Below are 17,901 nucleotides of genomic sequence, written 5' to 3'. Positions count from 1 at the left end.
CGCGGATGCGCTCCAGAAAGGGCTTGGAATTACACGGGAAGGCGCACGACTCGGACAGGTGTTCCGGAAGCATGTAGGTCCTCCTTTAGCGGTGATACGAGCGGTAGATGCGCTCTGCAGCGGCTACGTCCACGAAATGGGGGTTGCCCGGCGCATGATTTACCTCAGGATGGAGAATAGCAGTCCATGTTTCGCACCCGGTCATCGTCATGGTGGGTTTCCCAGGTGGTGATCTTGATTCCGCGCTTCTCGCAGGTGTCGAGGAAGAGGGACGCATCGCAGTCTTCCTCCAGATAGATCTGGTCCCCTTGTTGATAGCTGAAGCTGGTTATCTGTTTGGATATCCCCAGCTCGTTCACCACGGAGCGAGGTACCTCAAGCCATCCATGGCCGGGATCGTTGAGCCATTTCAAGTCATATTGCTCTTTCATAAGACCTCCTTCATCTTCTTCCCAGGTTGAGTCCGACATACCCGCCGGCCTGGTAAGCATCCCTTGTTTCTATATAGCGCCTCAGCGCCGGGCCGATGAACTGAACGAAGGGGTTGTCGTCGGAAAACACGACAAACTTGGAGTCCGGGTCAATCCCATCGTGTTTGCAGGCGGCCTCCTAGGCGGAGCGATAGGCCGCTGCAGCGTCAGCGACCGCCTGCCGGCCTTTCTTGACCTCTATTCGTCCAGAGTGTTTACTGGTTGTCATCGGGATCCTCCTTTTATTTCGGCAACGGCGTATTTCAGTTGGTCGCAGATCGCGGCGCCGCTGAGCTCCCCGTTGTCCGGCAGATCGCCATCGCCGATGAGCGCCAGGATCGCCTCGGCCGCCTGCAGCAGCCGCCATGAGCCGGCCAGGAGACGGCCGTTGGCATCAAACGTGGGCCAGTCGCCGATATTTTGCACCTTGGCGATGATGGTAGTACCCTTCGGAATGAATCCGAACATCGACTCTGGTGTATCTGTGATCCATCCCCGGCACTCACTGCGTTGCCAGAAATAGTACGGCCCTCTGGTCGGGGGATAGTACGGATATTTACTGGGGTACATGATCACCTGCTCTGATTTCAGCGACGATGGTTCTCAGATGGTCGCCGGTCGCAGATCGCGCTGCTGCGCTCACCGCTATCGGGCAGGTTTGTACCACCAGGCACATGATGTCCGGATCCTTCCGCCCGCAAAGACGCATGCAGGTAGACGGCGAGGTTGGGGTTGATTCTTCCCTCTGTGACATGGATTTGCCTCCTCTCTCAATATTCATCCGGGAAAAGCACCGTCGTTGCCGATCGGTCCCATTCCGTGATGATCCAGATCTTGGGCAACCCTCCTTGCTCATAGGCGGAAAAGAGCCGTCCGCCCTCAAGGAGGGCGCTTTCGTTGGTTTCTTTGTCCTCCTGGCAGAGCTCGCCCCAGTCGCCCCTGGAGTGCCTTTTCAAGCTCTCGATCACCAGCTTGGAGAACTTTGCGTCCTCGGCGACCCTATCATTCACACCCCGCGTCCAAACCAGTTTGCCCATAGGGAAGTTGCGTTGTTGAGTCGTCATAAACTCTCTCCTTTCGCGGTTCTGTACCGCGTGAATCCTTGGGGTAAATACAAAAAGAACCCCCACTCTTGCGAGTGAAGGTTCTTTTCATCGGAGGCGATGGTTATGCTTAGGGAAGGTTTTGCCAGTAGTCATCCACTGCCGACTGGCAAAGACTGTCAACCATTTCGCGGTCAGAGTTGATTTGGGCTCTTCTGAGTTTCTTTCGCTTGTTGCGACTCAGCTTCTGTGAAGGTAAGTCCACATGCAAGCGAGTGTAAGCGCTGGGAATCCTGATCCGGGCTATCCGCTTGAACGTCAGAGTGCTGATACCGAAACCTTCGGGGTAATAGGGCGACCTGTCCAGCAGGAACTGTTCGCGCTGTATCGGATCGAACCGCTGCCCCCATCCGGTTAGATCGGGGGTCTGGCGAAGCAGTTGCCGTTCAAGGCGGAGCTGTTCGGCGCGTTCTGCCCGATCATCCTCTTGCCATTCGCGTATGAGCTTGTGGGTGTCGTTATGGTAATGATGCTCACAGTAGTAGCACGCCGCCTTGGTTTTGTCGCCGTCCTCATCGAGCACGTCGCTCAGCTTCAGCTTGAGAAACCCGTTCAGGAACATGTTCAGGTAGAGGGCTTCCGGCGGCTTGTAACAGAGGGTGCAAGCACCTTGCGACCGGAGGGCGATATCAATCAGCACCTGGCGTCTCTCAGGGGTAGCCCATAGCGGTAAAACCATGAGTCACCACCTTTCGATTCTAGGGCTTGATGGCAGGGGCTTCAGGGGTCATCAGGCTATAGCTACTTCCAGCTCTTTGCCTGAGGCGTCACCTTCGGCGTTGTTGACCGCATCGCTGGCCGCTTTCTCCATCTCTTCGGCCAGCCTGGCCTTTTTGGCCGCTTCGATGACCGCTAGCTGGATATCGGTATTGTCCTTCTCGATGATCGGGCGACCGGCCTCTTGGCATGCCTCTACTTCGGTCTTGAACTCTTCAGGACTCTGTTTCTGGACCTTGACCGCAAAGTTCAGCATTTGGGCGACCATGTTCTCGCGTGCGAACCGGATTTGCTGGTTCAGTTCGGCATTGACGCGGATCACGGGTCGGCCATTCTGGGAGAACTTCGGCGTTCCATCCTTCTCGCGTTGCAGGCGCAAAGGAGCACCAAGGGATTCTCTGGACAGATGGGTATCGCCTTGTACGTTGCTGGCAGTAAAGAACGGAAGCCAGACCGTTTCCAGATCGATAGACCATACCTTGCGACCGGCGGACTTTTGGGGCACGGGTTGCACCAGGGACTTGATATAGTCAGGGGTTTTCATGTATTTTTCACCTCACAATTTATATTTGAGTGGTGAAGCCCCTGCTATGAAGCCCTAGAATCTATCTTGAATCCAGTTCATAGATTCCTTTTCTCATCGCCTGTGGGTCCTATATTATGATAGTGTTCTGAATCTATTCGGCATCCCGTGGGTGCTATCGCTCACGGTTAGGGTGAACCCTCAAACAGCCTAGCAAGTACCCATGCTCGATATGGGTGTCCATTCCCCTATCTAATCATGCACCTTGCTTTGCGCCCTCAGCCTTTTGCCGTCTCTGGACTTTGTCGCTGTGGGGTTTCGTTAGAATCCCTACTCTACAGGCTTGAATTGACAAATTCCTGTCTTTCGAGACTCGCCTAGCCTAGACCATCGGTCGGATAGTCCAATGGTCAGGATTCAGTTTTTAAGGTTAGATTCCAGATTCAATCCAGAATCGCACGATACCATTGTTTCATAAAAGAGCCTTTCAAACCAGAAAAGGAAGAACCTTCTTTTACATGAACTTGAAATTCTTGGAAAAATAGAGGTTGGATTTTTTGGACAAATTCCCCCGCTGAAATCGCTATGAGCCAAATTCAAAGAGGGACAGGTGCTTGTGGTGTCACTTTTGAGGTAATTGACATGTGGAATAGGGCAGGAACTGGCTACTCCAGGAGACCAGGGGGAAAGGGAGCCTTTCACCTGGCTGTGGCAAAAGTAGTGGGCTTGGGGATCCGTGGCACAGAAGATCTAGGGTTCTGCGTAGTTCTACGCGGTTGCTCTAGGCGGGCACTTGGCAGTACGGATCGCTTAAATTGCGCAACTTGGGGCGCGGCTGCCGATCCTAGTCCGAAAGGACTTCTTTTCGACCAGGAAACCAAGACTTTCAGTAGTCAGGCATTTCTTTGGGGTTATAAGCGGTACGGTTATCTTGGGGCTGGTGTGCTTACGAAGAAGGGCGATGGCAGAATCGGATATGCCCGGAATATGTGTAGGAAAACACCCTCAGCTTTCATGGTCACTTCGTGCTCAGTGTAAGAACCGATGGGCAACCCTGTTTTGTCGCTCCATAGAAAATCTCGGATAGCGAGGCGCACTGCATCGCGGGTAGCCTCCTTGTCTTGCCAGTGATCGATTCGCAACTTTTCGGCCTTGAGGGTTTCCAGCAATTCGACAGCCACAGATTTGATTCGCTTGATATCAGATGCGCTCAGGTCAGGCTTTTTCAAGAGATCGAAAATGGCCAGTGATTCCTCGTCGAGCCCTTCGCGCACCGCTCGGGTATCCTCTTCATCAAGGTCGCCCATGAAGCGAAGAAGTGCCTCGAAAGTCTTTTCAATTGTCACCCTGTCCTTCTCGCGATTGTAGTCGGCGACGATTTCTTCATAATGACGCTGGAAGTCTGTGCGAAGTGGATTCTGTTCCAGTAGCCGTTGAAGCTTCTGTTCAATGGCCTGTTTCAGGTTCTGCACTGTGGTATGTTTGGCAGGACTTCGATTAAACTCCTTTCGGAGCCGATCAAAATCGATCTTGCTGATGTCATAGGTCTCGGAATCTTCGATCTCCCCGGCGGGATGGGTTTCAATGACTTCGTCGACCACTTGTTGCAGTTCCCTGATGATGTCGGTAATGTCTGCCTTTTCCCGGTCCTGCTGGAGACTTTTGTAGATCACATTGATCCCATCGTACTCGCCTCGGTGTGTGTTGATACCTTTGACATTGATGCACGCTCTGAACTTCTTGAAAACTTCCCGGCACATTACCTCAAACCGCTTGCGAGTCTCGTCGTTTTCATTGGCCGCCTCTTTGGCAGCGATGATGGCAGCATTTCGCTCGAAACCCGCCTTTGTAATGATATCGTCGAGCGAAGCTCTGTGCTCGGTCAGAAATCCCCGAACAAATGCAATGGCTTCCTTCAGGTCCTCCAGAAGCTCGTCTTCAGGTCTAGCGGGATCGGTTTCACTGCCTTGGCCTCCACGGCCACCGTCTTCCTGTCCGGCAAACGTCGCCAGAGCCTTACGCAGGTTCTTGAGGATACCGCAGTAGTCAACGATCAGTCCGTTGTTCTTGCCCTCATTCACCCGGTTGGCACGAGCAATCGCCTGCATAAGCGTGTGTGCCTTGAGGGGCTTATCCAGATACAACGTCGATAAGCATGGCACATCAAAACCCGTCAGCCACATTGCACATACGATAGCGATCCGGAATGGGTGCTCCTCTGCCTTGAAGGCATCATCCAGGGCCATACGTTGCATATTGCGGAACTGCGGCTTATTTCGCATGGAGTCAGGCAGTTCCATTCCCTCTTTGATTAACCGGCGATGTGGGGTGATGTCCATGCCCCACTGGCGGAATGTCTCGACCTCTCCTTGCTCCTCACTGACGACAACTGCTATACGCGTTTCCCGCATCCACGCTATCTGCCGGCAGCGATAAGTCTCCTCTTGCTCGTCAGCCGCTGAGCCTTTTTCAGACTCTAACTCAGCGATGCGTTCATCCCAATATCTGGTGATCAGGGTATACATCCGCACGCACGTGATCTTGTCGATGCAGACAAGAATCGCCTTGCCGGTCTCCCACGCTTTTGAGTAGTGTCTAACGAAATCGCTCGCAACTGCGTCCAACCGTTTGTCCGCCGTGATGATGTGATAATCGCGCTTGAGTTCTTTCTCTAACCGCTGCTCGACATCGATACCCTCGGTCTCCAGTTCCTCGAGCTTGGCAGCAATCCGTTCGTTCAAGTCACCCACGGCCACGCCGAGTTTGTCTCCCCTCGCATCGTAATAGAGCGGTACAGTGGCCTTGTCCTCGACCGCACGTTGGAAGTCATAGGTGGAGAGGTAGTCCCCAAACACCCGCCGTGTGATCTCATCCTCCTTGAACAGCGGCGTACCCGTGAAGCCAATATAGCTGGCGTTCGGCAGAGCATTTCGCATGTTCAGAGCCAGTATGCCGTATTGCGTACGGTGTGCCTCGTCCGTGATGACGATGATATCATCTCGCTGCGTGTACCCTGCGTCCGGGCCCACATCTTGGTTGAACTTCTGGATCAGAGAGAAGATGTGCGACTTTTGCTCGGCAAGAAGCCGACTCAAATGATCGCCACCGGTTGCTCGACACGGGTCACGGTCGTTGTTCACTACACCGCAGCCAGCGAAAGTCTTGTAAATTTGGGTGTCCAGGTCATCGCGGTCAGTCAGAATGAGGAAGGTGAAGTTGCCGCCGAGCTTGCGGTGGACCTTCCGGGTGAATGTCACCATCGAGTAGCTCTTGCCTGCGCCCTGGGTGTGCCAGAATACGCCCAGTTTACCCTGGCGGTTCTTGCGATCCTTCACTGCCTCGATGGCTCGATTAACTCCTAGAAACTGATGATTGCGGGCCAGAATCTTCTTCGGCTCGCCGGAGGAGTCGTCGAAGAGAATGAAATTCTCCAGCAGGTCGATGAAGTTGTGCTTATCACAGACGCCCTTGAGCAGCGTCTCCATGTCAACCACACCAGGGTCGTCCTCTGCCAGACGCTTCCATTCTTGAAAATGCTCGAATCGGCTGGTCACCGATCCTATTTTTGCGTCTACCCCGTTGGCAAGGACGACGAATTCGTTGTGGTGGAATAAGTGTGGTACAGTGTCCTTGTAATCTTTGAAGTTCCGCTCGTAGGCAGCCCGAATATCCTTGTTGATGTTTTTCAGTTCCATGAACAGCAGCGGCAAGCCATTGACAAACCCCACCATATCTGCACGGCGGCGGTACAGATCGCCTCGAACCCAAAGCTCTCGCACGCACAGAAAATGGTTATTGGTTGGCTCATTGAAGTCGAACAAGCGCAGCCGTTGTTTCACTCTCTCGCCTTTGCCGTTTCGAAAGGTGACCTGCACACCGTCTCTAATCAGATCGTGCTTTTCGCGATTCGTTGCCAGCAGTGTCTGGGCAGCCGTGGTGGCCGTAACCTGACGTAAGGCATCATCATAGGCTTCGTCCGGTAGCCCTGGATTCAGCTCAACGATCTTTTGCCGGAGATAGCGCGTGAGTACCACCTCGCGGTCGGACGTACGTCCCAGCGTGCCATCCGGCCCGAAGGTCTCAGTGTTATAGGCATAAACCGATTCCCAGCCGAGTTGTTGCTCCAGATACTCGGCAGTCGTCTGCTGGACGAGGGCGTCTTCGGTGTAGTGAATTTTAGCCGCCACCTTAAGATCCCTCCCCGGCAAGAATCTCCCATACTCTCTTGTAACCGGCTCCACTTAATGGAGCCTGTTCCGGCCTTGCGCGATTCCACTCTCTTGCTGACATACCCTTCAAGAAAATACGTGCTTTCCCGACAGAATAACGACCTTCGTCGCCCCCAAGGGCATCACGATAGAGCGAGCCGATTTTTTCGGCCACGCTTCGAGGTGCGGAATTCATCCGCATCAGCACCGCATCTTCCGTCCGGACACCGTGATAAATCATCGCAGGCAGAGCGTTGATTCGGCGGCGCTCGGCCTCTGTCATCCTTTCAAAATCCATTCCCGAAACACGGCTCAAAGCCGATACTCCCCAAGTACCGTTATTGACAATGGCTCGATAGATCGCCTTGCAAGTATCGGTAAAAGCCTCGGTTTCCGAGCGCTCGTTATCTTGTGAAAAATACGTTTTCGCTATGTCTTCCAGCCGAACACCATTCACCCAGTCGCGGGTGATGTTGGATAAATGGGCATGGTCGAATCCATCACCACCGATTTCTTCAAGCTGCTGTTTCAGTTGGGGGACCTTCAGCATGACCCCGAACAGATCTGCCATGCGGCCTGCATCTCCAAACAAGCTTTCCGGTGCCCAGTCATCGGGCCTCAGTTGCTCTTCGAGATTCCGCATGCCGCTCATCGCTTTTTGCACCCCTTCAGGCGAAAAACCGGTCAAGTCGGCCAGCTCCGCCGCCCCCGGCATATCAGCCAGCCTGCGGGCATAGTTCTTCGTGGCATTCAGTAAAGCATCGGCTTTGTCACGCTGGGTAGGGTCATTGCGCAGGGTCGTATAGCCATAGGTCTGCCGAAGAAGTTGTTCGGATGCCGCCAGCACCGCGTCGAGATTCTTCTTTTCCGCCCAGAGATGGGCGACATAGCAGCGGAAATCTTCCCACTGATCTTGCCATAGAACGGCGTCGAGATTGTTGAGCTGACCTTGGGCGGCAAGATCATCAAGGAGTGTAACCAAGCGGGAGGCGAGAGCGCCGGTATTGCGGCGAACAAAATCGATTATCGCGTCTCTGTCCTTGCCCTCCGCAAGGCCGACAACACCAACGCTGTCATGCCCGATTCGTCCGGCTCGGCCAGCGAGGTTCCAGAATTCCCGGGGAGACATTTCGACCGACTGCCGCCCCTGCGGGACAAAGCGGGAGGCCAGGAAGATTGACGATACCGGGAAATTGATACCCTGGGCGATTGTCGATGTTGCGCACAGGACGCGCAGATGGCCGGATTCCGCGAGCCACTCCATAAGCGTACGGATTTCATCAGACAAACCCGCATGGTGGACGCCGACCCCTTGATCGAGCATCTTTATCAACTCGAAACTTTGGCTGACTTCGGTCTTGAGAAAATCCTGAACAAGTCGAACGTCATCGGGGACGACATCAAACTTCTGGATGCTTTCAGCCGCATGGCGTGCCATGGTCCAAACAGTGTTGATGTTGTTGGCGACGGCAATACTGGTGCCCCGGGCAGACATGACGGAGGCCATGGCAGCCGTCTGCAAGCCGAATCCTGTTTGTTGCCCGCTCGCCAACACCTTGCTCTTCGGCACAGCTATCGGCCTGCAATCGCCCGCACGATGCGTGCCGCGCAACTTCATGGCTCTTTCTGTGACGGTCAGGGTTTCGTAGTCAAGCCGCCACCCGGCACGTTCACTATCATCCGCGACCGCACGGTAGAGGCCGACAATCCGTTCGTTCGGTTTCCAGGCGGTAGTGCTGAAACTGATTGCCTTCCCGGCATTGACGTCTTGTGCAAGCCAACGCGCCACGGTATCGCTGCTCTCGACATACGGCATCAACAGCAGGAAATTAGCTTGAGTGCAATCACGTTTGATCGTGGCAAGAAGGAATTCGATCCGAAGCCCCCTGGCTACCGTTTCGAGATTGTGCGCTTCGTCCATCACCACAAGCGCAAGCGGGCGCGGCACACTCTTGTTGCGGATGACAAGCGAAAGCTTTTCCGGTGTCGCAACCAGCACGTCGAAAGGCTTTTCCTGATCGGTAAGAAGTTCCTCTTCGAAAGCATCGACCTCAATAGCCCCGCTGAGTTGCTCAACCCGCAGTCCAATCGGCTCGAAGTCACGGCGCAGCCGTCGTGTAATCTGAGCGGTCAGCGCTCTGGTCGGCGCGACATAGGCGACCCAGCCGCCGTCAGCGTCAAACTGGTTGAGCGCCTGAAGAATCCGGAACTGCGCCAGCAATGTCTTGCCGCCGGAGGTCGGCATATCGATCACGATCGCGGTTTTGGCCTGATCGAGAAGACCCTGTTCAAGCAGGGCGGCGCGTTGTGGCGGCAGGAGTTCGAACATCGCCTGGTGTTCGCGTCTGGTCAGCGCCTTGACGAAGGCTGATACGCGGGAGTTGACGGTTCGAGTGCCCCACCACAGGGAGTTCGTGACCATGATCCGGCCAGCGGCTTGAAGCCAGCGCAGAATCACTTCATGCCGGGCGTCGCCCGATGCAGCCGCAGCCTTGATGCCGGATTCAAAATGCTTATCGAGATCGCCGAAGACGGTACGGGATTGTCCTTGCAGCATGTATTCAGCAAGGATTTCCGTTGCCTTCGCCCAGTGGTAGAGGGCAATCAACCGCAGTGCGATAGCCCGGTCTTCCACCGCAGATCCATTGCTCAGACGTGCCTTTTCATGCGTCCTCTGGTCTTCTCGCAGTCCGGCAATGATTTCACGGATGCGGTCAAGGTCATCCCAACCATCCTTGCGGAACAGACGCACCCAGCACTCGAACAAACGGTAGAGCAGCCGCCTGTCCCACGGCGCATCCACCGCCGACGGCACGGCGATCGCGGATCGGTTTTCCGTGAACCAGCGCCGCAGGTCCGACCACCGGTCACCGCAATAGGCAAAGGCAGCCAGTTGCAGCACATGGAAGATGCGCTCTTCCGTGTTTTCCGGGATTGGAACCAGGCGACGAATATCGAAGGCGTGATGCGAGGCGGCCGCAGTTTGCCCCCGCAGACCATTGTCGCCGCCATCTGGGCGACTCAGGGCGTCCAAGCCCTCGATCGCGGCCATTTCATAGGCCAGGGCGACGCGGTCTAACATTCCATCGTCGGCTTCATCTTCGGCAAAGGCAAAAGTGATCTGACGTCCAACCGCCTGCCGAACCAGCCGCTCATTGACCACTTCGGACGCACGAATACGATCAGCCTCGGGGATCGCGCTGAGCGCCCAATGAGACTGAAGATTTTGAAGTGCTGTAGCGGTAATGGTCATGCGCCACCTCCCGCCTGTATTGCGAGGGTCTGAGTCACCAGGGTGCCGATTGCGCCGGTTGGTAAGTACAGGGCAAGCAGCTCGATCTGCGTGCCTACCGGACAACCATTGCCAAGTTTCTCAACCCGCACGCGCACGTCGTCCACGTTCGGTTCGACATCACGCACCAGCACGCCAAAAAGCTGAACGTCCGACGTATTGTTGAGATAACGTCGGCTGGCGGCTTTGAAACGGTCCTGCCAGGTCGTATTCTTGGCGCGATGACCAAGGTACTTGAACAGGTCGTTGCGAATACCAACCTTGTCCCGCAGGTCTTCTAACTGCTGCTTCAGACCAGTCCGCCCATAAACGGCACCGGGTGGGTACTTGGCTTCTCCGGAAGTCTTGACCTCTCCGAAAACAAAGCGGCCGCCCTGTTCATCCTGTTGAACACCCACCAGATCGGCCCCCGGCAGACTCGAACCGCTCTTCCGTTCGTCCCGGCCATCCGGCCAGGGAAACAGGCAGTCTCGATGCTCGGTCAGATAGGCTTCGGCGATGGCCTCGCCAACCCGCCAGTCCTCGACGTCGTCGGGAGCGGCCAATGCCTGGGCGAGCTGCTCCTGCTCGAAAGAGGTTTCAGCGACTCCGGCCAACAGTTCTTGAATGTCAGCCTTGCCCTGGTCATCGAAGACCAGCGCCGAAACTTGGCCGTTGATCGCCGCGCCTAGTTCTTCCGCGTTCCACGACCGGCCCGTTCCGATAGTCGGCGAGGTTCCATGGCTATAGCACTCAGCCCCAACGGCGATCATACCGCCACCTCCCCGTTCATCAGTTTGGGCAGGAGGAGGTCGCGGGCTTTGATTAGCCTCTCAATCTGTTCCGATAAGACTCGAATTTGGCGAAAGGATGGTGCAACAATCGATTCAAATATCTGCGCGGAGCTTGATGAAGGGAGAACTATCTCAAGCGCGGCAATATCGTCTTTTGAAAGTTCTGTCTGATTAGTAGCACCACGGCCTAATGTCGCAACATACGACTCTAAACCAGTTAAATGCAAGCCGAAATAGTAGACAGGAACGCCCTCTTTGGGGCGAACGATTGTGACGTGGGAGTCTACTGTGCATTCATCAATCTCAAACAAGAGCTGAGCAACCCGTCCAAGGGTTCCGGCGCCTGTGGAATTGATCAAAACATCGCCGAATTGAACAAGCTTCCCGGGTGGCACTTGTTTGGATTGCCGACGGGCAAAATCGAGATTCACCATTCGGTTCCTTATGCACTTTTGGTTTATCACGATACCAGGTGCGTCATCGTCATATTTCGGAGTGATCCCCCGGCTTATGAATGAGGCAGATTCGCCAATTGTAGTTTTCTCCCACCCCTCCGGCACGCCGTCGATGATTTGGGTGTGTTCATGGCCGGGAAAGCGCAGGTTGACAAACCACTCCTTGTAGAGCAGCCGTGCCGATTGCTCCAACAACTCAATCCGCCGCCGGTTGTTCTCGATCAGGTCATCGTAAGCGGAGAGGATGGAGGAGATCAATGCTTGCTCGCCTATGTCTTCCGGTACTCCCACCTTGCGAGCATGTAAGTCATTTCGATTGACACCCGGGACTGCCGCCTTGTCACTCTGGGTTCCGTTGAGAACCCATTTCAGGAAGTAGGACACGAAACGACGATGATTGCCTTTGAAATCTTGGACGTATAAAGCAGTATTGAGCGGCCAAAATGGCTCCTCGATATAGAACACCTCACCCAATGTGCCGTATCGACCTGTTACAACACCAGGACCATCTACCTTCGCTTCCTTGTGCGTGCCAGTAATACCGGAAGAGGAAACAACCGGTATCTCTCCTGGGAGCCGAGCGTGTTCCGGTAGGTCATAACCTCTCTTCAGGGTGAGGAAGTCGCCGAGTTGGATGGTGGTTCGCTTCATACACCCAGCTCCTCGAAGTTCTTCTTGATCCCCGCCGCCAATTGTACTGCTTCGGCGTTGAGGTCTTCCAGTTCTATGTGGATATTGCGCAGGGATTCTTCAAAATCGAAATTCTCGTCCTCTTCCTCGGGGGCAACGCCAACGTAGCGTCCTGGTGTCAGGCTCCAGTCATTGGCTTCGATATCCGCTCGGCCTACCAACTTGACCAGGCCCTCTACGTCGCAGAGCTTGGCCTCGGGGAACCGCTCGGTTAGCCAGTGAGCCTGGCGGTGGAAATAGCGTACTTGTTTGAGCTGCTCAACAGCCAGTTGTCGAGCTTCGTCAGCGGCCTTACGCGAACGGGTGATTTCACGGTTTGCCCATGCGCCGTTGTTACGAGCATCGCACTCTTTCTCGCAGGTCTCGATCAACCGGGAGGCAAGCTTGAAAACCAAGTCGGTTTGCTTGACCAGATCGCGGCTGGATTCGGCGAGAGATGAGAGACGGTCAACTGCCTGCTTGAGCTCACCGTTGCTGGTCTGCTGCTTCTCCCATGCCAGTTGTTGTTCGGTAGCAGCCTTGTGGAAAGCCTCGACATCGGACTTGAAGTCTGGCAACGCATCGTTCAGTTCCCTCAGCACCTCGGCATGAGCGGCATCCCTAGCCAGCGAATCGATGAACGGTTGCAGAGCATCGCTGAGCGCCTCGAGCGAATCAATGAAGGTGGGCAGTGGCTCTATCCCTTCACCGTTTTTGTTCTTCGCCGCAAAACACCCTGCGCTCTCGGCAAGCATCCGATAACAATAGCCCGCTACAAGATCAAGGTACTTCTCCGTACGACCCCGGTAAAGCCAGACAATGGCAAGGATGTTCTGTTCTTGCTCCGGGCTGAAGTCATAGATCTTCCGCGTTACTTTGCGGTAGATATTCCGCGCATCGATCATCAGTACCTTGTCGCGGTGTTCTTCCGGCTTGTCTCGGTTCAGGAACCACAGCTCACAGGGCACGGTGCGAGTGTAGAAGAAATTGGATCGGATAGAGATCATGACGTCAACATCGCCGGTCTCGATGAGTTTCTGCCGCACTTTGGCCTCGTCACGGCCTGCACTAGAGGCCTGCGATGACATCACGAAACCTGCCCGTCCTGCTTTGCCGAGGTAGCTATAGAAATAACTGATCCAGATATAGTTGCCGTTGGAGACCTTGCCCTTCTTGTTCACTCCGGGCAGCCCGAATGGCAAGCGGGGGTCTTTCTTGACTTTGTCGGCGTCGATTTCGTCCACGTTGAAGGGCGGATTGGCCATGACGAAGTCGGCTTTGCCGACCAATTCGTGGGGGTCTTCGTAATAGGTGATGGCTTTCAGAATGTCGCCTTCCAAACCGTGGACTGCCAGGTTCATTTTCGCCAGGCGGATTGTGACGGCATTCTTCTCCAAACCGCGGAAAGTGAGCTTGTCGGTGGGGTTCTCGTGCTGTCGTTCAACGAACCGAGCGCTCTGCACGAACATGCCGCCTGAGCCACAGGCCGGGTCCAATACAGTACCGCGCTCTGGTTCCAGCACGTTGGCGATCAGCGAGACCAGAGAGACGGGAGTAAAGAACTCGCCGCCGTCGTGGGCTTTCTGGTCGGCAAACTGCGTGAGAAAGTATTCGTAGATACGGCCGAACACGTCGCCAGAGACCTGCTTTAGCTCATCCGGGTTGAGTGTGCGCAGAAGCTGACCAAGAACAGCGTTATCCAACTCTTGGTATTCGCTCTTGGGTAGCACGCCGCGCAGGTTCTCGTAGTCAGTCTCGATGGATTCCATCGCCTCGATGATGGCGCTGGCGCGGTCGTCGCTGTCGGTGAGGGCAACGAGGGTATCAAACTGAGCCTTGGGCTGGAGGAAGATCGAGCTCTTTCGTGAGAAGTCTTCCTTGGTCAAGGCCCGTGTCTTCCCGCCTCGGCTGGGTAGGGTACCCTCAATCTCGCCCTTGACGGCGAGATATCTGCTGTAAGCGTGCCGCAGGAAGATCAGGCCCATCACTGGCAAGAAGTATTCGTTGCTGGCATAGTTGGAGTTTGCCCTTAGTGTGTCGGCGGCATTCCACAACCTTTTTTCAATGGCTTCGATGTGTTCCAGTTGGGCCAATTCGAACCCCCAGTGCTATTGAGGAACATATGTTAACGTGGTGATCAGCAGAATGATCACACTTTGTTAACATTCTAAACCTTTGGTTTCATGGTACGCAATAGCTTTCTTCTCTGGATACCAAAAGTGGTGCTTTCCAAAACCCTGTTTCTTGCGACTGCCGAGGCTACAGTGGGAAGTGTTTCCCTTTTAATTGAATGGCAAGTCGAATGAACTTCTGCCTGGTCTGGCAATGATATGCAGAACGTTACGCAACGAAACGCCGGTTGGATATCAAGAAGAAAGAATGATGTTTTAGTACCATGATAAAGGGTTTTCAGCGGATCGCGCCAGGTGTCGGCGGAGACAGTTCTGCTGGCAAACAGTGATCAAGGTATCCATATCTTGGCATAATATCACTTGACGACAGTATCATTAAATGATAGTATCATTCTGATGATAAAATCATTCAGGGATAAGGAAACCGAAGCACTCTATCGGTTCCGACAGGTTTCCAGAAAACTCCCGCGGGATATACAGGAAAGGGCCCGTAAAAAGCTCCGGATTCTCAATGCAGCACAGGCCCTGAACGATTTGAAGGCGCCGCCCGGGAATCGATTGGAAGCTTTGAAACAAGAGAGAAAAGGCCAGCACAGCATAAGGATAAATGACCAGTGGCGGATTTGTTTCACCTGGCGCGAGACCGATGCCTATGATGTGGAAATAACCGATTACCACTAGAAGGAATGACGATTATGATTGATCAAGAAAGACTCCCCGTAATTCACCCGGGCGAGATTTTGAAGGAAGAGTTTTTGGACCCGATGGGGATCACCCCTTACAAGTTATCGAAAGATATCGGGGTTTCACAGACTCAGATCAGCCAGATAATCCACGGAAAGCGGTCTATTACTCCCCGGATCGCTGTCCGGCTTGGTCTATACTTCGGGAACTCGACGGAGTTTTGGTTGAATCTCCAGAGAGACTACGATCTTGAAATAATGGAAGATGAAACGCCTGCCATACAGGTGAAACGGCCGGACGGCACCGAAGCGGTATACCCCTTCGCCGGGACGAGGAGATAAAGAGGAAATAGCTCTGGGACGCCCCTTTTATACTGCAACACTTTAGGGATTTCCTAACATGCCGAGACCACAAGGATAAGTGTTCCTTGACAGATGTATACAATTGGTATACATTCATAGTGAAGGCGGATATCTGATGCTGCGGATTGAATCGATAGAGATCGATGACCATATCCTGGAGAAGATCGAGTCCAAGCATGCAGTCGCCTTCAACGAGGTCGAAGAGGCTTGTCTCTCAGAGAGGCGGCATGTCAAAAAGAGCCGGGAGGGATTGTACAAGCTCTTCAGCCAGACCGAGGCTGGACGGTATGTCTTGGTGGTATTAGTAAATTTGGGCAGAGGATCTTGGAGGGTCGCTACGGCCAGAGAAATGACTGATAACGAGAGGCGGCTCTACATCAGGGAAACGGGAGGCAAGTGACATGGCAGAGATGGACAAGGTTATAGCGGGAATAGAAGAGGGCGATGCCTGGGACGAAACCGATGAGGTGGTAAAGCTAGAAGTTAAGAAACCTTTGGACAAGGTGATTCCCGTCCGTCTCTCTTCAGATAAGTGGGAACAGCTCCGGCAGGAAGCAAGAGAGTTGGGGGTTGGTCCCACCACACTGGCCCGGATGTGGATATTAGATCGCCTGCGCCAGACAGTGAAGGTATGAAATACTGAGCACACATACAGCGGCTTTCTGAAGAACTGGTAGAATCAAAGACTTTAAGTGATGCGCTAAATGAATGGATCCTTATCAGTTATCTGTCCATCAGGCAATTCGAAATATAATTTACTGTCTCGGGAGTATGCGTTAGGTATACCCTGTTTTTTGTTTTTGCTTTGGGCGTTTCGCACTGCTCGATTTCCTATTACCTGCAAATTGCTTGCGACTTGGGCTTGGTTCATTGTTTTCTTCCGGACCTTAATGCAATGATAACCAAAACCTTCCCCATTTTCAAATTCCGGTAATCAGATCGCCCTTTCAGGCTGCTGTCACAGCCTTGTTGACCTTAGTACCAGGATAAAGGGTTTTCAGCGGATCGCGCCAGGTGCTTGGCGAGGTAGATCTGCCGGTAGCGGTCAGACGATAGTAGATGCGCGGAGGTCCGGGCGGATAATTTTCCTGGAACTGGGATGGCTCCTCTTCCCCGGTGGCCTCGACCCACCCCAGCCTGCGCAGATTGGAGAAGTACACCACAAACGAGTGATAGCGTGCCCCCTTGGAGCGGTACCGCAGCTTGGATAGATAGTATTTTGCTTGGTCCTCGGCCCTGGATGGGTCAAAGTTGCGCTCTTCCCGCTTTGAGATGCGCTCTTCTTCAGCCGTTCCCCGATCGGTGGCCGTAGCCCGCATCAGGGCCGTTTTGTAGTGATAGAAGATGTCTGACTGAGTGGATCCTACCGTCGGATCGATCCGGGGGGATCCCTCCGGACCGTTGCCCAGAAGAAACTCCCTGATAAACCAGCCACAGCCGAAAGGGCGCAGAAAGCCCCCGATCGCTTTGCCGCCTATGGCTCGTACACGAGGGCCGGTTAGTTTTCCTTTTTCTCTTCCGCTTTTGCCTGCGTTTCCTCTGGCCATAGCTTACTGTACCATTCCTTGGATTCTTCCCCGGAGATCTTGCGATACTTAGCGGTAGCATCGAACCGCGCATGCCCAAGGTGCTCCTGGAGTTGGCGCATGCCCTCGCCGGAATCGTTTGTCTTCATGGCACGCACGGCGAAGGCATCCCTCAATCGGTGCGGGCTGATGTTCATCAGCCTGCCCGTTTTCGCATCGATCAGATGAGGCAGCCCGGCTTTATCGGCGGCTTCTCTTACCACCTGCCGCGCACGATTTGACGAGATCCCGAAAATGAGCGCCCGTTCGCCCTTGTATACCGGGGGACCTCCCTCGATAAACTCATGGAGCATATCCAGGGAGTCCTGGTCCAGCGGCAACAGTCGCATCCGCTTCTTCTCCATCTCCCTGGCCAGGGCTTCTTCGACCCGGGATCCGCAGGACGGGCAGAAGCGATGGGTTTTTCCCAGCCTGGCTCCGCAAGCCGGGCAATAGAGCTGCAGCTTGGCTTTGAGGTGCTCGATTCTGACGGTGCCCCGGGTAAAGTCGATATCGTCGACGGTCAGTCCCATTAATTCCGAAACCCGGCAGCCCAGGCGAAAGAGCAGCCTGACTATGAGCTGGTCTCGTCCGCAAACAGTGGCCTCCTCCATCTTATCGATGTCTTCCAGATCGAGGTAGGCTTTTTCGTCCCCCTGGGCCTTGAGCTTCTTTCTCTTCGGGATCTTTCTATTGGGATTTCTCATGGAAAAGGCTCCTGCGCACGATAAAACTGGCTCTAGATTACTATCTGCCCCTTCAGGTACAGATAGTAGCCATTACCCGTCGTACTATATGCCACTTTGGAGATTTTCTGCAACGCGGGATAAGTCTCTTTTCCCGCCTCCACCATCTCAATGATCTCCTCCAACGCCTCTTCGAGTCTGTCAAACATCTTTTCAGGAATGCCGACAGCCACTTCGCTGCCCGCCGACAACGCTGACAACC

The 17,901-nt window shown here is 54.3% G+C and carries 18 protein-coding genes; 4 read left to right on the top strand and 14 right to left on the bottom strand.

Annotated elements, in window-relative coordinates; all coding sequences use genetic code 11:
• Positions 1–164: 164 nt before the first annotated feature.
• The 11 genes from PHV74_09330 to PHV74_09280 form a co-directional block, all read right to left on the bottom strand.
• The gene (locus PHV74_09330) at positions 165–431 is read right to left on the bottom strand and encodes a hypothetical protein (GenBank protein MDD5094565.1); all 267 of its coding nucleotides are present in this window, start codon (positions 429–431) and stop codon (positions 165–167) included.
• Positions 432–695: 264 nt separating this feature from the next.
• Positions 696–1,040: a hypothetical protein gene (locus PHV74_09325; protein ID MDD5094564.1), complete on the bottom strand. Its 345-nt coding sequence runs from the start codon at positions 1,038–1,040 to the stop codon at positions 696–698.
• The gene (locus PHV74_09320; GenBank protein ID MDD5094563.1) at positions 1,027–1,224 is read right to left on the bottom strand and encodes a hypothetical protein; all 198 of its coding nucleotides are present in this window, start codon (positions 1,222–1,224) and stop codon (positions 1,027–1,029) included. The genes PHV74_09325 and PHV74_09320 overlap by 14 nt, the downstream gene beginning before the upstream one ends.
• 16 nt (positions 1,225–1,240) lie before the next feature.
• Positions 1,241–1,534: a hypothetical protein gene (locus tag PHV74_09315; GenBank protein MDD5094562.1), complete on the bottom strand. Its 294-nt coding sequence runs from the start codon at positions 1,532–1,534 to the stop codon at positions 1,241–1,243.
• A 109-nt stretch (positions 1,535–1,643) separates the two neighbouring features.
• Positions 1,644–2,252 (bottom strand): hypothetical protein, encoded by a 609-nt coding sequence (locus tag PHV74_09310; GenBank protein MDD5094561.1) that lies wholly within the window; start codon positions 2,250–2,252, stop codon positions 1,644–1,646.
• Positions 2,253–2,303: 51 nt separating this feature from the next.
• Positions 2,304–2,834 carry a hypothetical protein gene (locus tag PHV74_09305; protein ID MDD5094560.1) on the bottom strand — a complete coding sequence of 177 codons (531 nt, stop codon included), beginning with the start codon at positions 2,832–2,834 and terminating at the stop codon, positions 2,304–2,306.
• A 905-nt stretch (positions 2,835–3,739) separates the two neighbouring features.
• Positions 3,740–6,988, bottom strand: a complete 3,249-nt coding sequence (locus PHV74_09300) for a type I restriction endonuclease subunit R (GenBank protein MDD5094559.1) — start codon at positions 6,986–6,988, stop codon at positions 3,740–3,742.
• 13 nt (positions 6,989–7,001) lie between these two features.
• Positions 7,002–10,274, bottom strand: coding sequence for a DEAD/DEAH box helicase (locus tag PHV74_09295; protein MDD5094558.1), 3,273 nt, complete (start codon positions 10,272–10,274; stop codon positions 7,002–7,004).
• The gene (locus PHV74_09290) at positions 10,271–11,065 is read right to left on the bottom strand and encodes a hypothetical protein (protein MDD5094557.1); all 795 of its coding nucleotides are present in this window, start codon (positions 11,063–11,065) and stop codon (positions 10,271–10,273) included. The genes PHV74_09295 and PHV74_09290 overlap by 4 nt, the downstream gene beginning before the upstream one ends.
• Positions 11,062–12,192 (bottom strand): restriction endonuclease subunit S, encoded by a 1,131-nt coding sequence (locus tag PHV74_09285; GenBank protein MDD5094556.1) that lies wholly within the window; start codon positions 12,190–12,192, stop codon positions 11,062–11,064. Before PHV74_09285 ends, PHV74_09290 begins: the two co-directional genes overlap by 4 nt.
• The gene (locus PHV74_09280; protein MDD5094555.1) at positions 12,189–14,303 is read right to left on the bottom strand and encodes an N-6 DNA methylase; all 2,115 of its coding nucleotides are present in this window, start codon (positions 14,301–14,303) and stop codon (positions 12,189–12,191) included. The genes PHV74_09285 and PHV74_09280 overlap by 4 nt, the downstream gene beginning before the upstream one ends.
• A 435-nt stretch (positions 14,304–14,738) precedes the next feature.
• On the opposite strand from PHV74_09280, the gene PHV74_09275 reads away from it, so the two are divergent.
• The 4 genes from PHV74_09275 to PHV74_09260 all read left to right on the top strand — a co-directional run bounded on the left by PHV74_09275 (position 14,739) and on the right by PHV74_09260 (position 16,023).
• Positions 14,739–15,023, top strand: a complete 285-nt coding sequence (locus PHV74_09275) for a type II toxin-antitoxin system RelE/ParE family toxin (GenBank protein MDD5094554.1) — start codon at positions 14,739–14,741, stop codon at positions 15,021–15,023.
• A gap of 17 nt (positions 15,024–15,040) precedes the next feature.
• Positions 15,041–15,367 (top strand): HigA family addiction module antitoxin, encoded by a 327-nt coding sequence (locus PHV74_09270; protein ID MDD5094553.1) that lies wholly within the window; start codon positions 15,041–15,043, stop codon positions 15,365–15,367.
• 103 nt (positions 15,368–15,470) lie between these two features.
• The gene (locus PHV74_09265; GenBank protein ID MDD5094552.1) at positions 15,471–15,788 is read left to right on the top strand and encodes a BrnT family toxin; all 318 of its coding nucleotides are present in this window, start codon (positions 15,471–15,473) and stop codon (positions 15,786–15,788) included.
• Position 15,789: 1 nt separating this feature from the next.
• Positions 15,790–16,023, top strand: a complete 234-nt coding sequence (locus PHV74_09260; protein ID MDD5094551.1) for a hypothetical protein — start codon at positions 15,790–15,792, stop codon at positions 16,021–16,023.
• 312 nt (positions 16,024–16,335) lie between these two features.
• Here PHV74_09260 and PHV74_09255 read toward each other — a convergent pair whose 3' ends face one another.
• From PHV74_09255 to PHV74_09245, 3 genes are all read right to left on the bottom strand, one after another.
• A complete protein-coding gene (locus tag PHV74_09255; protein MDD5094550.1) occupies positions 16,336–16,935 on the bottom strand; it encodes a hypothetical protein in 600 nt (199 codons plus the stop codon).
• Positions 16,887–17,660 (bottom strand): tyrosine-type recombinase/integrase, encoded by a 774-nt coding sequence (locus PHV74_09250; protein ID MDD5094549.1) that lies wholly within the window; start codon positions 17,658–17,660, stop codon positions 16,887–16,889. Before PHV74_09250 ends, PHV74_09255 begins: the two co-directional genes overlap by 49 nt.
• Positions 17,661–17,692: 32 nt before the next feature.
• Positions 17,693–17,901: hypothetical protein (locus tag PHV74_09245; protein MDD5094548.1), on the bottom strand; the 209-nt coding region annotated here is incomplete at its 5' end.

The sequence above is a fragment of the Dehalococcoidia bacterium genome (assembly GCA_028711995.1).
In the GTDB taxonomy this organism is placed as follows: Bacteria; Chloroflexota; Dehalococcoidia; order SZUA-161; family SpSt-899; genus JAQTRE01.
The sequence above is the reverse complement of the archived record's forward strand: the minus strand, read 5'-3'. Positions and strand labels throughout refer to the sequence as shown.

Coding starts and splice junctions, on each gene's coding strand:
- PHV74_09330 (MDD5094565.1), bottom strand. CDS start 431: ATGAAAGAGCAATATGACTTGAAATGGCTCAACGATCCCGGCCATGGA.
- PHV74_09325 (MDD5094564.1), bottom strand. CDS start 1,040: ATGTACCCCAGTAAATATCCGTACTATCCCCCGACCAGAGGGCCGTAC.
- PHV74_09320 (MDD5094563.1), bottom strand. CDS start 1,224: ATGTCACAGAGGGAAGAATCAACCCCAACCTCGCCGTCTACCTGCATG.
- PHV74_09315 (MDD5094562.1), bottom strand. CDS start 1,534: ATGACGACTCAACAACGCAACTTCCCTATGGGCAAACTGGTTTGGACG.
- PHV74_09310 (MDD5094561.1), bottom strand. CDS start 2,252: ATGGTTTTACCGCTATGGGCTACCCCTGAGAGACGCCAGGTGCTGATT.
- PHV74_09305 (MDD5094560.1), bottom strand. CDS start 2,834: ATGAAAACCCCTGACTATATCAAGTCCCTGGTGCAACCCGTGCCCCAA.
- PHV74_09295 (MDD5094558.1), bottom strand. CDS start 10,274: ATGACCATTACCGCTACAGCACTTCAAAATCTTCAGTCTCATTGGGCG.
- PHV74_09290 (MDD5094557.1), bottom strand. CDS start 11,065: ATGATCGCCGTTGGGGCTGAGTGCTATAGCCATGGAACCTCGCCGACT.
- PHV74_09285 (MDD5094556.1), bottom strand. CDS start 12,192: ATGAAGCGAACCACCATCCAACTCGGCGACTTCCTCACCCTGAAGAGA.
- PHV74_09275 (MDD5094554.1), top strand. CDS start 14,739: ATGATAAAATCATTCAGGGATAAGGAAACCGAAGCACTCTATCGGTTC.
- PHV74_09260 (MDD5094551.1), top strand. CDS start 15,790: ATGGCAGAGATGGACAAGGTTATAGCGGGAATAGAAGAGGGCGATGCC.
- PHV74_09255 (MDD5094550.1), bottom strand. CDS start 16,935: ATGGCCAGAGGAAACGCAGGCAAAAGCGGAAGAGAAAAAGGAAAACTA.
- PHV74_09250 (MDD5094549.1), bottom strand. CDS start 17,660: ATGAGAAATCCCAATAGAAAGATCCCGAAGAGAAAGAAGCTCAAGGCC.